General features: G+C 65.9%; 12 protein-coding genes. 7 read left to right on the plus strand and 5 right to left on the minus strand.

The annotated features are described in order from the left end of the window. Positions 1-83: 83 nt before the first annotated feature. The 7 genes from MRS60_RS02745 to MRS60_RS02775 all read left to right on the plus strand — a co-directional run bounded on the left by MRS60_RS02745 (position 84) and on the right by MRS60_RS02775 (position 7,995). Positions 84-977, plus strand: a complete 894-nt coding sequence (locus MRS60_RS02745) for a cytochrome C assembly family protein (RefSeq protein ID WP_034182665.1) — start codon at positions 84-86, stop codon at positions 975-977. Between the two features lie 13 nt (positions 978-990). Continuing rightward, on the plus strand, positions 991-1,299 hold the full coding sequence (locus MRS60_RS02750; protein WP_034182666.1) for a PP0621 family protein: 309 nt from the start codon (positions 991-993) through the stop codon (positions 1,297-1,299). Beyond that, positions 1,296-1,886 (plus strand): 1,6-anhydro-N-acetylmuramyl-L-alanine amidase AmpD, encoded by a 591-nt coding sequence (gene ampD / locus MRS60_RS02755; RefSeq protein WP_175750253.1) that lies wholly within the window; start codon positions 1,296-1,298, stop codon positions 1,884-1,886. Before MRS60_RS02750 ends, ampD begins: the two co-directional genes overlap by 4 nt. A 452-nt stretch (positions 1,887-2,338) precedes the next feature. After that, on the plus strand, positions 2,339-5,329 hold the full coding sequence (locus MRS60_RS02760) for a ribonucleoside-diphosphate reductase subunit alpha (RefSeq protein ID WP_105389875.1): 2,991 nt from the start codon (positions 2,339-2,341) through the stop codon (positions 5,327-5,329). A gap of 363 nt (positions 5,330-5,692) precedes the next feature. Then, positions 5,693-6,904, plus strand: coding sequence for a ribonucleotide-diphosphate reductase subunit beta (locus MRS60_RS02765; protein ID WP_034182669.1), 1,212 nt, complete (start codon positions 5,693-5,695; stop codon positions 6,902-6,904). Between the two features lie 82 nt (positions 6,905-6,986). Further along, positions 6,987-7,313 carry a hypothetical protein gene (locus MRS60_RS02770; protein ID WP_217588320.1) on the plus strand — a complete coding sequence of 109 codons (327 nt, stop codon included), beginning with the start codon at positions 6,987-6,989 and terminating at the stop codon, positions 7,311-7,313. 28 nt (positions 7,314-7,341) lie between these two features. Next, on the plus strand, positions 7,342-7,995 hold the full coding sequence (locus MRS60_RS02775; protein ID WP_034182670.1) for a histone H1-like DNA-binding protein: 654 nt from the start codon (positions 7,342-7,344) through the stop codon (positions 7,993-7,995). A gap of 213 nt (positions 7,996-8,208) precedes the next feature. Here MRS60_RS02775 and MRS60_RS02780 read toward each other — a convergent pair whose 3' ends face one another. The 5 genes from MRS60_RS02780 to prmA form a co-directional block, all read right to left on the minus strand. Beyond that, positions 8,209-8,682 carry a glycine zipper 2TM domain-containing protein gene (locus MRS60_RS02780; RefSeq protein ID WP_034182671.1) on the minus strand — a complete coding sequence of 158 codons (474 nt, stop codon included), beginning with the start codon at positions 8,680-8,682 and terminating at the stop codon, positions 8,209-8,211. A 19-nt stretch (positions 8,683-8,701) separates the two neighbouring features. Continuing rightward, positions 8,702-9,640, minus strand: coding sequence for a carbohydrate kinase family protein (locus MRS60_RS02785; protein WP_034182672.1), 939 nt, complete (start codon positions 9,638-9,640; stop codon positions 8,702-8,704). A gap of 85 nt (positions 9,641-9,725) precedes the next feature. Further along, positions 9,726-10,229: a thiol peroxidase gene (gene tpx, locus MRS60_RS02790; RefSeq protein WP_034182673.1), complete on the minus strand. Its 504-nt coding sequence runs from the start codon at positions 10,227-10,229 to the stop codon at positions 9,726-9,728. 73 nt (positions 10,230-10,302) lie between these two features. Continuing rightward, positions 10,303-11,655: a zinc-ribbon and DUF3426 domain-containing protein gene (locus MRS60_RS02795; protein WP_243565186.1), complete on the minus strand. Its 1,353-nt coding sequence runs from the start codon at positions 11,653-11,655 to the stop codon at positions 10,303-10,305. Between the two features lie 45 nt (positions 11,656-11,700). Beyond that, positions 11,701-12,603 carry a 50S ribosomal protein L11 methyltransferase gene (gene prmA, locus MRS60_RS02800; protein ID WP_243565187.1) on the minus strand — a complete coding sequence of 301 codons (903 nt, stop codon included), beginning with the start codon at positions 12,601-12,603 and terminating at the stop codon, positions 11,701-11,703. Between the last annotated feature and the right edge of the window lie 2 nt (positions 12,604-12,605).

Raw genomic sequence — 12,605 nt, forward strand, 5'->3', positions numbered from 1 at the left:
CGATGGACAGTGGGGCCCGAAGGCGCGGCGGAACCGAACAAAGGGAGCCGTCGCGGGAAGGGGGCCTAGTGTAAACTTCGAACATGGATATTGTACTGTATGCCCTCACCGCATTCCTGTACGGCGGCCTCGCCGTCGCAGGCTGGCGCACGCACCGCCAGGGTGCGACGCCGCTCGTCGCGAGCGTGCCGGCCGTGCCGGTTCCCGCGTCCGCCGCGTCCGGGATGAGCGGGGCCGGCCGCGCGCTGCTGTTCGCCGCGCTCGTCGCGCACGGCGTGCTGCTCCACATGACGATTTTTCCGAACGACGCGATGGTGTTCGGCTTCGCGTTCGCGCTGTCCGCGATGTTCTGGCTCGGCGCCGGCATCTACTGGATCGAGAGCTTTTTCTTCCCGCTCGACAGCCTGCGCCTGCTGGTACTGCCGCTCGCGTGCGGCGCGTCGCTGCTGCCGCTGGTGTTCGGCGGCGTGCGGGTGCTGCCTTATGCCGCAGCGCCGCTGTTCAAGCTGCACTTCCTGATCGCGAACATCGCGTACGGCCTGTTCGCGATCGCGGCGCTGCACGCGATCCTGATGCTGATGGTCGAGCGGCGCCTGCAGTCGCTGCGCAACGGCGGGCGCGACGGCTCGACCGGCTGGATCGCGAGCTGGCTCGAAACGCTGCCGCCGCTGCTCACGCTCGAGAAGCTGCTGTTCCGCCTGATCGGCGCCGGCTTCGTGCTGCTCACGCTGACGCTCGCGTCGGGCATCCTGTTCAGCGAGCAGGTCGACGCGCGCGCGCTGCGGCTCGACCACAAGACCGTGTTCGCGATCCTGTCGTGGCTGATGTTCGGCGGCCTGCTGGTCGCCCGCAAGACATCGGGCTGGCGCGGGCGCGGCGCCGCGCGCTGGGTGCTCGTGTCGTTCGCCGCGCTGCTGCTCGCGTATGTCGGCAGCCGGTTCGTTTTCGAGGTGCTGCTGCACCGTTCCGTGGTTTGACCGCAGGTTTCCGATGCGACAGATTCTTCTCCTGATTCTTCTCTTCTTCGCCGGTTCGTGGCTCGCACGCAAGCTGCGCCAGGCCCAGGAGCACGCGCAGGCACGCACCGGCCGCGGCGCGGGTGACGGCGGCGCGCCGGGTGCCGGCGCTGCGCGCCCGAACGGCGACACGCGGTCGCTGCCCGAGCCGATGGTGCGCTGCGCCGAATGCGGCGTGCATGCGCCGAAGGGCGACGCCGTCGCCGCGGGCGGCGAATACTTCTGCAGCGCCGAGCACGCACAGCGCCACGCCGCGCGCGCGAGCGGTCACGACGCACGATGAGCGGCGCGCCGCCGTTGTCGGTCGACGCGAACGGCTGGGTGCGCGAAGCGCGCCATGCGCCGTCGCCGAACTTCGAGGCGCGGCCCGCGGGTGCGGTGCCGACGCTCGTGGTCGTCCACAACATCAGCCTGCCGCCCGGCGAATTCGGCGGCGACGCGATCGAGGCGCTGTTCCTGAATCGCCTCGACTGCGATGCGCACCCCTATTACCAGAGTCATCTGCGCGGGGTGCGCGTGTCCGCGCACTTCCTGATCCGCCGCAGCGGTGAGCTCGTGCAGTTCGTGTCGTGCGACGAGCGCGCGTGGCACGCGGGCTCGTCCGAGTTCTTCGGTAGGGCGCGCTGCAACGATTTCTCGATCGGCATCGAGCTCGAAGGCGCGGACGACGTGCCGTTCGACGACGCGCAGTACGCGATGCTCGCCGCGCTCTCGCGCGCGCTCGCCGCACGTTATCCGGTCGACGCATTCGCGGGGCACTCGGACGTCGCGCCGGGTCGCAAGACCGACCCGGGCCCGCATTTCGATTGGCAACGCTTCGCGAGCGATGCCGGTTTTTCCGCCGGATACTTTCCTTTCCGTCAGTACTGATCGCGGGGTTTTTTGACCGGAGAAAGTTTTTTCTCCGACCAATGCCTTGTCGTGTCGGCGCGCGAGCGATGTCAAGACCTCTATCGCAAATTATCCGTTTTGACCTCGTCCGAATGTCCACTATACTTGGTGCCAGTTGAGCAGTTCTGCACTAGATATAGTGTGTGTCGCAGGGGAAACCCCGAGCGGCACCGGCCGGCGGGCAACGCCGGCGGACGGGGTTCTCAGGGCGGCGCGTCGGGCCGGGCGGTCAGAGCGTCGCGATCAGCGCAGCGAATTTCGACGGGGCAGGGTACACATGACGAAGCACACGACCGGCTCGGTTGTCGCGCATCGACCGAACCGGCTTCCCCGACGCATCGCTCGCCTCTTACCGCTCGCGCACCGCATTGCGCAGCGTTCGTTTTAATCCGCGGTTCTCTCCGCACCATCCAACACCAGGAGCTTTGCACATGCAAACCACCGACAACGCGACGTCCCAGTACGAGAGCGCCTCGAGCCGTCCGCTCGGCGGGACCGAACAGGGCGCGCAAGCGCTCGCGCCGCAAGCCACGTTCGCCGACTACAAGGTGATCCGCCGCAACGGCAGCGTGGTGTCGTTCGAGCCTTCGAAGATCGCGATCGCGGTGACCAAGGCTTTCCTGGCCGTCAACGGCGGGCAGGGCGCGGCATCGGCGCGCGTGCGCGAGCAGGTCGAACAGCTGACGCACAACGTGGTGCGCGCGCTCGTGCGCAGCCGCCCGAACGGCGGTACGTTCCATATCGAAGACATCCAGGACCAGGTCGAACTCGCGCTGATGCGCGGCGGCGAGCACAACGTCGCGCGTGCGTACGTGCTGTATCGCGAGAAGCGTCACCTCGAGCGCCAGCATGCGGGCGAGGAGGCAGCGGCGGCAGGCGGCGAGTCGAGCACCGGCATCAACGTCGTCGACAACGGCGTCTCGCGTCCGCTCGACATGAACGCGCTGCGCGCGCTGATCGTGTCGTCGTGCGATGGCCTCGGCGCTGCGGTTAACCCTGAGCCGATCGTCGCGGAGACGGTGAAGAACCTGTACGACGGCGTGCCGATGAGCCAGGTCTACGACTCGGCGATCCTCGCTGCGCGCACGATGATCGAGAAGGACCCGGCATACAGCCAGGTCACGGCCCGCATCCTGCTGCACACGATCCGTCGCGAGATCCTCGGCGAGGAAGTGGTGCAGGCCGAGATGTCGGCCCGCTACGCGGAATACTTCCCGCAGTTCCTGAAGCGCGGCGTCGACGCCGGCCTGCTCGACGACAAGCTGCTGCAGTTCGACCTGAAGCGCCTCGGTGAAGCGCTCGACGCGAACCGCGACCTGCAGTTCGGCTACCTCGGCCTGCAGACGCTGTACGACCGCTACTTCCTGCACGTCGACGGCACCCGCATCGAAATGCCGCAGGCATTCTTCATGCGCGTCGCGATGGGCCTGTCGCTGAACGAGATCGACCGCGAAACGCGCGCGATCGAGTTCTACAACGTGCTGTCGAGCTTCGACTTCATGAGCTCGACGCCGACGCTGTTCAACTCGGGCACGCACCGCTCGCAGCTGTCGTCGTGCTACCTGACGACGGTCGCGGACGATCTCGACGGCATCTATGAAGCGCTGAAGGAAAACGCGCTGCTGTCGAAGTTCGCAGGCGGTCTCGGCAACGACTGGACGCGCGTGCGCGCACTCGGCTCGCATATCAAGGGCACGAACGGCAAGTCGCAAGGCGTGGTCCCGTTCCTGAAGGTCGTGAACGACACGGCCGTTGCGGTCAACCAGGGCGGCAAGCGCAAGGGCGCGGTCTGCGCGTACCTCGAATCCTGGCACCTCGACATCGAGGAATTCCTCGAGCTGCGCAAGAACACGGGCGACGATCGCCGCCGTACGCACGACATGAACACGGCGAACTGGATTCCCGACCTGTTCATGAAGCGCGTGATGGAAGGCGCCGACTGGACGCTGTTCTCGCCGTCGACCTGCCCGGACCTGCACGACAAGTTCGGTGCCGATTTCGAGAAGGCTTACACGGCTTACGAAGAGAAGGTCGCGCGCGGCGAGATCAAGCTGTTCAAGAAGATCCCGGCGCAGCAGCTCTGGCGCAAGATGCTCGGCATGCTGTTCGAGACGGGCCACCCGTGGATCACGTTCAAGGATCCGTGCAACATCCGCTCGCCGCAGCAGCACGTCGGCGTCGTCCACTCGTCGAACCTGTGCACGGAAATCACGCTGAACACGAGCGACACCGAAATCGCGGTGTGCAACCTCGGCTCCGTGAACCTGCTCGCACACCTGGTGAAGCAGGCCGACGGCAGCTACGCGCTCGACCACGACAAGCTGAAGCGCACGATCAGCGTCGCGATGCGCATGCTCGACAACGTGATCGACATCAACTACTACGCGGTGCCGAAGGCGCGTAACTCGAACCTGAAGCACCGCCCGGTCGGCATGGGCATCATGGGCTTCCAGGACTGCCTGCACCTGCTGCGCACGCCGTACGCGTCGGAAGCGGCGGTCGAGTTCGCCGATCGCTCGATGGAAGCGGTCTGCTACTACGCGTACTACGCGTCGACCGAGCTGGCCGAAGAGCGCGGCCGCTACTCGAGCTACCGCGGCTCGCTGTGGGATCGCGGCATCCTCCCGCAGGACACGCTGAAGCTGCTGACGGAAGCGCGCGGCGGCTACGTCGAGGTCGACACGTCCGAGTCGCTCGACTGGACGACGCTGCGTTCGCGGATCGCCGCGCACGGCATGCGCAACTCGAACTGCGTCGCGATCGCGCCGACGGCGACGATCTCGAACATCATCGGCGTGTCGGCGTGCATCGAGCCGACCTTCCAGAACCTGTACGTGAAGTCGAACCTGTCGGGCGAATTCACGGTGGTGAACGAGTTCCTCGTTCGCGACCTGAAGGAACGCGGCCTGTGGGACGAAGTGATGGTCGCCGACCTGAAGTACTTCGACGGCATGCTGTCGCGCATCGACCGCATCCCGGCCGACCTGCGCGCGATCTACGCGACCGCGTTCGAAGTCGATCCGACGTGGCTGGTCGAAGCCGCATCGCGTCGCCAGAAGTGGATCGACCAGGCGCAGTCGCTGAACATCTACATGGGCGGCGCGTCGGGCAAGAAGCTCGACGAGGTCTACAAGCTCGCGTGGCTGCGCGGCCTGAAGACGACCTACTACCTCCGCACGATGGCGGCGACGCACGTCGAGAAGTCGACGGTCGCACACGGCGCGCTGAACGCGGTGCCGACGGGTGGTTCGAGCAGCGGCGGCGCGCAAGGCGCGGCAGGCGGCTTCGGTGCGGCAGGCGGCGATGCGTCGTCGGGCGCGATCGGCGCAGCGGCGGCACTCGCGCCGGTCGAGGCCGACGGTCCGGTGTGCACGATGCGTCCGGGCGATCCGGGCTTCGACGAATGCGAAGCGTGCCAGTAACGCAGCGCGCCTGACCTGAAGATGTGCCGTGCGGCGCGCACGACGACCGATCGAGGTTGAAGTGTGCGCCGCTCTCAACTAAAAAAATGATAAGGAATCTGTAACGCGGCACCAGCGTTGCAGGCAGCGACAAGCGATCGAAACATCCCCGACGACGTCGCGTTTCGATCAGCGTTCGATGCGTCGAGCGCACCTCGCGATACACGCGCGACACACGTCGCGCTCTGCATGAACGACGATGCGTTGCTCAAAGTGTTGTATCGAGGTCGCAACGCGAATCGAAAAAAGGATTTTTCGTGAGCGAACCCTTTTATCGCTCAGGAAAAGATGGTACAAACCGTTCTAAATTGATGGTGAGAATTTATGCTCAACTGGGATGACGAGAAGACTGCCGTAACTCCCGCGAGCGGAGCGCAGCACAATGCGATGCGCGCCCCCGCAGGAGTGGCTGTCGGAATGCAGGCTGCGTCGCCTGCCGCCCATCAGGTCCGCGACATTTTCGAAGGCGATCTTGCGGTGCCGCCGCAAGCATCGGCTGTTCCCGCCGGCGGTTCGGAAGCGCGGGTCAATGTCGCCGACAAGCGCATCATCAACGGCCAGACTGACGTCAATCAGCTGGTGCCGTTCAAATACAAGTGGGCGTGGGAAAAGTATCTGGCCGGTTGCGCGAACCACTGGATGCCGCAGGAAATCAACATGTCCCGCGACATCGCTCTGTGGAAGGACCCGAACGGTCTGACCGAGGACGAGCGCCGCATCGTGAAGCGCAACCTCGGCTTCTTCGTGACGGCCGATTCGCTCGCGGCGAACAACATCGTGCTCGGCACGTACCGCCACATCACGGCGCCCGAGTGCCGGCAGTTCCTGCTGCGCCAGGCGTTCGAAGAGGCAATCCACACGCACGCATATCAATATATTGTCGAATCGCTCGGTCTCGACGAAGGCGAGATCTTCAACGCGTACCACGAGGTCGCGTCGATCCGCGCGAAGGACGAATTCCTGATCCCGTTCATCCACACGCTGACGGACCCGGCCTTCAAGACCGGCACGCTCGAAGCGGATCAGAAGCTGCTGAAGTCGCTGATCGTGTTCGCCTGCATCATGGAAGGCCTGTTCTTCTATGTCGGGTTCACGCAGATCCTCGCACTCGGCCGCCAGAACAAGATGACGGGTGCTGCAGAGCAATATCAGTACATCCTGCGCGACGAGTCGATGCACTGCAACTTCGGCATCGACCTGATCAACCAGATCAAGCTCGAGAACCCGCATCTCTGGACCGCGGAATTCCGCGCCGAGATTCGCGAGCTGTTCAAGCAGGCTGTCGAACTCGAATACCGCTACGCCGAGGACACGATGCCGCGCGGCGTGCTGGGTTTGAACGCGTCGATGTTCAAGAGCTATCTGCGCTTCATCAGCAACCGCCGTTGCCAGCAGATCGGCCTCGATCCGCTGTACCCGAACGAGGAAAACCCGTTCCCGTGGATGAGCGAGATGATCGACCTGAAGAAGGAGCGCAACTTCTTCGAGACGCGTGTGATCGAGTATCAGACGGGGGGCGCGCTGTCCTGGGAATAACCCGCAGCAGCGAACCCGTCACATGATGGAGCAGCCGGCGGCCTCTCGGCCCCGGCCCAAGGTTTAGGAGCAAGAACGCCTGATGCAAAGCATGCCCGGTGCCTTAGCGGCCCAACGACACGACAGGCACTTTGCGAACCCTTCAGTGGGATGGGCAAACTTCCCTCCGGATAAAGCGGACGGCCGTGTGGCGGTCCGCTTGATCAAGCGATTAGGGGTAGCGGCGCGAGGTGCGCCGGCTACCGACTTGATTTGGCGCGCGAGGCCATGTGGTCACGCGCGCCATACCGTATTCATTAGCGTAAGCGCGCGGTATCCGCGTACGCCGATGAATAGCCCGCTTCGAAGCGCACGTCCTGAACAGCGTCCGCGGGAAGCGGGTTTTGACGAAGGGTGTAGTTTGAACTGACTCTCATCTGAACCTGAAGGAGAACAACATGGCTACCGCCAAGAAGAAACCGGCTGCTAAGAAAGTTGCTGCCAAGAAGACCGTCGCGAAGAAGGCCGCTGCTCCGGCGAAGAAGGCCGCTGCAGTGAAGAAGGTTGCTGCGAAGAAGGTCGCGGTGAAGAAGGTTGCCGCGAAGAAGGCAGCACCGGCGAAGAAGGCCGCTGCGAAGAAGGTTGCGGCAAAGAAGGTCGCAACGAAGAAGGTTGCAGCCAAGAAGGTCGCAGCGAAGAAAGTCGCAGTGAAGAAGGTTGCTGCGAAGAAGGCAGCGCCGGCCAAGAAGGCCGCTGCGAAGAAGGTTGCAGCCAAGAAAGTCGCAGTGAAGAAGGTTGCTGCGAAGAAGGCCGCACCGGCCAAGAAGGCTGCTGCCAAGAAGGCCGCGCCTGCGAAGAAGGCTGCTGCCAAGAAGGCTGCGCCTGCGAAGAAGGCCGCTGCGAAGAAGGCTGCACCCGCCAAGAAGGCTGCCCCTGCTGCGAAGAAGGCTGCCGCTCCGGCGAAGAAGGCTGCTGCTCCGAAGAAGGCCGTCGTGAAGAAGGCTGCACCGGCAACGACCGCGTCGACCGCATCGGTTGCGCCGGCATCGGGCGTGAAGACCGCGCTCAACCCGGCAGCGGCATGGCCGTTCCCGACCGGCAGCCGTCCGTAATCGCGGCTGACCAGCATCACCCGGGCACTCACGTGGTGTCCGTGGGTTGAGTAGCGCTACTCAATCAGTCCCGCCATCTGGCTCAGGTGGCGGGATTTTTTTCGTCCGTATTCGCCCATGTACCGGCCGCGGCGAGTACGGACGAAAAAAAACGCATGTGCAGCTTCGCACATGCGTTCGACTGCGGCTTGCGCCGCATGCTGAGGTACCCGGTTAGTGCGTGACGCGCGTGACGCCGCCGCTCGACAGCAGCCGCACACGCTCGCCGGCGCGGAACGCTTCGCCGCTTGCTGCCTGCGTGATCGAGCGCAGGTCGCCGTTGTCGAGGCGCACGGTGATTTCGACACCGTTCGCCGTGCTGAGGTTTTCGCCGACCGCGTTGCCCGCGACCGCACCGACGAGACCGCCGGCGATTGCCGTCAGGATCGATCCCTTGCCGCCGCCGATCGCGCTGCCTGCGACCGCGCCGAGTGCGCCGCCGCCGAGCGTGCCGATCGCGCTGCCGCCGCCGTCGGACTGGATGCGAACCGCACGGACGCTTTCGACCGTGCCCATGCGGACCGTCTGTTCGCGCTGCGCCTGGCCGACGCTATAGACATCTGCCGAACCGGGTGCCGTGAAGCAGCCGGCGAGGGTCAGCGTGGCAGTCAGCATGGCCGCGAGCGTGAGGTTTTTTTTCGTCAACATTTTGGCTCTCCCACAATATTCATTTGAGACTGTAACCGAATGCAGCCTCGAAGCGCGCGTCGATTTCGGTGCGCGTCAGTACGTAAGTCTGGGGCCCCTGGTGAGCGATCTTGATCGAGCCCATCAGGCTCGCGAGGCGGCCCGTGGTTGCCCAGTCGAGGCCGTTCTCGATACCGTACAGCAGGCCGCCCCGGAAGGCATCGCCGCAGCCGGTCGGATCGACGACACGCTCGGCCGGCACAACCGGAATCTGCTCCGTGCCCTGCTTGTGGCGGATGGTCGCGCCGTGCTCGCCACGCGTAATGACGAGGGCGTCGACCCGGCTGGCGATTTCGTCTTCGGACCATCCCGTTTTGTCGCTCACCAGCTTGGCCTCGTAGTCGTTGACCGCGACATAGGTCGCAAGTTCAATGCTGCGGCGCAGCGTCGCGCCGTCGAACAGCGGCAGGCCCTGGCCAGGATCGAACACGAACGGCACACCGGCCTTGGCGAGCTCTTCCACGTGCTGCACCATCCCGTCGAAGCCGTCGGGGCCGACGATCGCGAGCTTGATGTCCGGCGCGTCGCCCGCATGGTTCAGGTGCGACTGCATCATCGCGCCGGGGTGGAACGCAGTGATCTGGTTGTTGTCGAGATCGGTCGTGATCATCGCTTGCGCCGTGTACGTATCGGGCAACACGCGAACGTGATCGCAGCGCAGGCCGAGCTGGTCGAACCGGTCGAGATACGGCTGCGCGTCGAGCGCGCCCATCGTCCCCATCATGCGCGCATCGCCGCCGAGCAGGTGCAGCGCGTACGCGATGTTGCCCGCGCAGCCGCCGAATTCGCGGCGCATCGTCGGCACGAGGAAGCTCAGGTTGATGAGGTGCACCTGGTCGGGCAGGATGTGCTCGCGGAACCGCCCTTCGAAGGTCATGATGGAGTCGTAGGCGATCGAGCCGCAAATCAGCGTAGCCAAGGTGTGCGTTCCTGTAGAAATGAGAGGCCCTGCGCGACAGCGCCGCGCGGAGGGCGCGGCGCGGCAGGGGACAGCGGGGAAATGCTTACTTCAGTGCGGCGAGCGCGGCGTCGTAGTTCGGCTCGTCCTTGATCTCGCCGACGAGTTCCGCGTGGATCACCTTGTCCTGCGCGTCGAGCACGACGACGGCACGTGCGGTCAGGCCGTTCAGCGGGCCGCTCGTCACGTCGACGCCGTATGCGTTCGCGAACGCGCGGCCGGTGCGGAACGTCGAAGCCGTCACGACGTTCGCGAGGCCTTCGGTCGTGCAGAAGCGCGTGGCGGCGAACGGCAGGTCGGCGGACACGACGACCACGACCGTGTTGTCGAGCGACGACGCGGCTTCGTTGAACTTGCGGGTCGACGTCGCGCAGGTCGGCGTGTCGAGGCTCGGCACGATGTTCAGCACCTTGCGCTTGCCGGCGAAGCTGGCGAGCGACAGGTCGGCGAGGTCCTTGCCGACCAGCTTGAAATCGGCGGCTTGGGCGCCGACGGCCGGGAACGTGCCGGCGAGATCGATCGGGTTGCCACCCAGCGTAACTTTGCTCATGTTCGTGCTCCGAAATAGCGCGCCGCTCGGGCGCGCGGGTTGAGACGGGCGCGCAGGCGCGCGCCGCGGCGCGTCACGGATAGAAGATCTGGACGCGGAAATTCGAGGCGGGCGTGCCGTTCGTTTCGACGCGGACGATCATCGTCTGCGTCTTGCCGGGCGGCAGCCCGGCGTCGATCGGCGTGCCCGGGCGCACGTAGTCGCGCGGCGCGAGCACGCGGCGCACGGTCACGTGATTGGTGTCGTCGAGCAGCGTCAGTTCGAGCGACGGGTACGCGAGCGCGACACGGTAGCGGTTCGTCAGCGGCACCTTCAGCTCGAGCACGCGCGGGCCGTCGAGCTGGCGCAGGTCGGTCGCGTCGAGCCGCAGGCCGTCGATCGCGCGCGGCGGCGCGACCGTGCAGCCGAGCGGCGCGCAGGCCTGACGGAACCAGCCCTGCGTGACGGGCCAGTAGATCATCAGCGTCTCGCGCTGCCACCATGCGAGTTGCGCAACGAGCAGGAAGGCCAGTACTGCGGCGACCAGGCCGCCGAAAAAGCCGCCGAGCAACCCGCGCCGCTGCGGCGCGCGCGTCTCGCGCGTGACGGCGAAGGGCGGGCGATCGTCGTCGGTCAGCGCGGCCGGGAACGGCGCGGCGGGCGCGTCGGTGATCGCGGCCGGTGTTTTGTCGTGCCGGGCGACGGCGTCGGGCTCGGATCCGGTTTCGGGTGCGGTTACGGCCGGCGCCGGAGCGAACGCAAAACGCGGCTCGCGCGGCGCGCGCTCGTCGTCCGGTACGGCGAAGTGCGCGTGGCCCACGGGTCCGGTGTCGTCGGTAGCGGCTTCTGCTTCCGACGGAATGTGGGCGACGAAGCGGGGCTCATGCGGGTCGCGTTCGACCGGGGGCACGACGGGCGCGGGCGATGCTTCGGCTTCCTGTTCCGTCTGCGTCGAATGCGGTTCGGCCGGTTGCACGGCGTCGGCGGATGCATCGAGCTCGGTCGGGGACGGGAACGGCGCGGGCGTACCCGACAGGTGAACGATGCCGGCTTCGGTGGACGGGAGCGCGAGCGGCACCAGCGGCGCGGCGCGCACGGTCTGCACGTTGTGCTGCAGCGACGGATCGACGCCGGCGTCGAGCCAGGGCGCCCACATGTCCCAGCCTTCGGGCTTGTAATCGGTGTCGGACGGCAACCCGGCCGGCGCGTCGGCGGCGAACAGCCGTGCGGGCGTGGCCTGATGGTGCGCGTCGCCGTTCTCCGGCGCGGCAGCCGTTTCGGTCAGTGCCGGTTCGGGCTGCTGCGCGTGCTCGGGAACGAGCGATTCCGACGCGTTGAAGACTTCGTGGCAACGCCCGCAGCGCACGAGCCCTTCATGCAGCGAGAGCTGTTCCTGCTGCAGTCGGAAGACGGTTTCGCAATGGGGGCAGCGCGTCGCAAGAAGCATGTCGAGCCGGGCGGCCTGCTGGCCAGAGTGAAGGACAGCGCTATTCTAATGGCTTTCCCGCCGGGTTCCGGCAAGGCAGACCCAACCTTCGTGTTCGCGCCAGACCGAGATGTCGATGTAGCGCGCATAGACGGCTGCGACTTCGTCCGCCTGGCGCGCGAGCACGCCCGACAGCGCGATGCGCCCGCCCGGTTTGACCTTGGACGCGAGCATCGACGCCATCAGCTTCAGCGGGTTCGACAGGATGTTCGCGACGACGATGTCGAATTCGCCGTCCGGGCACGCATCGGGCAGCCCGTACGTGACTTCCGCGCGATTGCGTTCGCTGTTCTGCCGTGCCGATTCGACCGCCTGCGGATCGATGTCGATGCCGATGACGGGGGTCGCCCCGCATTTTTTCGCGAGGATCGCGAGAATGCCGGAGCCGCAGCCGTAGTCGAGCACCGACTGGCCGGGCTTCACCGACTGTTCGAGCCATTCCATGCAAAGGCGCGTGGTCGGGTGGCTGCCGGTGCCGAACGCGAGACCGGGGTCGAGTTCGAGTACGAGCGCGTCGGGATCGGGCGCGTCGTGCCACGACGGCACGACCCAGATCCGCTCGCCGATCGGGATCGGCTCGAACTGCGATTGCGTGAGCCGCACCCAATCCTGTTCCTCGACTTCGCGGACGTCGAATTTCGGTGCCTCGGCGAGGCCGATCTCGTTCGCGGCCGCCGCGAGCAGCACGGCCGGCTCATGGTCGGGCGACAGCAGCGCGACCACGCGCGAGTGCTGCCACGCGGTGCGATCGGGCACGAGGCCGGGCTCGCCGAAGAGCGGCTGTTCGTCGGGCGTGTCGGCGTCGGCGTCCTCGACGGACACCGACAGCGCGCCGAGGTCGAGCAGCGCGTCGGACAATGCCTCCGCATGCTCACGGGCCAGTTCGACGACGAGTTCGCGATAGCTCATGC

Source organism: Burkholderia pyrrocinia (genome assembly GCF_022809715.1).
Lineage (GTDB): Bacteria > Pseudomonadota > Gammaproteobacteria > Burkholderiales > Burkholderiaceae > Burkholderia > Burkholderia pyrrocinia_C.

What these genes read in the sequence shown, in the direction of transcription:
- MRS60_RS02745 (WP_034182665.1), top strand. Translation starts at nt 84, where the DNA reads ATGGATATTGTACTGTATGCCCTCACCGCATTCCTGTACGGCGGCCTC.
- MRS60_RS02750 (WP_034182666.1), top strand. Translation starts at nt 991, where the DNA reads ATGCGACAGATTCTTCTCCTGATTCTTCTCTTCTTCGCCGGTTCGTGG.
- ampD (WP_175750253.1), top strand. Translation starts at nt 1,296, where the DNA reads ATGAGCGGCGCGCCGCCGTTGTCGGTCGACGCGAACGGCTGGGTGCGC.
- MRS60_RS02760 (WP_105389875.1), top strand. Translation starts at nt 2,339, where the DNA reads ATGCAAACCACCGACAACGCGACGTCCCAGTACGAGAGCGCCTCGAGC.
- MRS60_RS02765 (WP_034182669.1), top strand. Translation starts at nt 5,693, where the DNA reads ATGCTCAACTGGGATGACGAGAAGACTGCCGTAACTCCCGCGAGCGGA.
- MRS60_RS02770 (WP_217588320.1), top strand. Translation starts at nt 6,987, where the DNA reads ATGCAAAGCATGCCCGGTGCCTTAGCGGCCCAACGACACGACAGGCAC.
- MRS60_RS02775 (WP_034182670.1), top strand. Translation starts at nt 7,342, where the DNA reads ATGGCTACCGCCAAGAAGAAACCGGCTGCTAAGAAAGTTGCTGCCAAG.
- MRS60_RS02780 (WP_034182671.1), bottom strand. Translation starts at nt 8,682, where the DNA reads ATGTTGACGAAAAAAAACCTCACGCTCGCGGCCATGCTGACTGCCACG.
- tpx (WP_034182673.1), bottom strand. Translation starts at nt 10,229, where the DNA reads ATGAGCAAAGTTACGCTGGGTGGCAACCCGATCGATCTCGCCGGCACG.
- MRS60_RS02795 (WP_243565186.1), bottom strand. Translation starts at nt 11,655, where the DNA reads ATGCTTCTTGCGACGCGCTGCCCCCATTGCGAAACCGTCTTCCGACTG.
- prmA (WP_243565187.1), bottom strand. Translation starts at nt 12,603, where the DNA reads ATGAGCTATCGCGAACTCGTCGTCGAACTGGCCCGTGAGCATGCGGAG.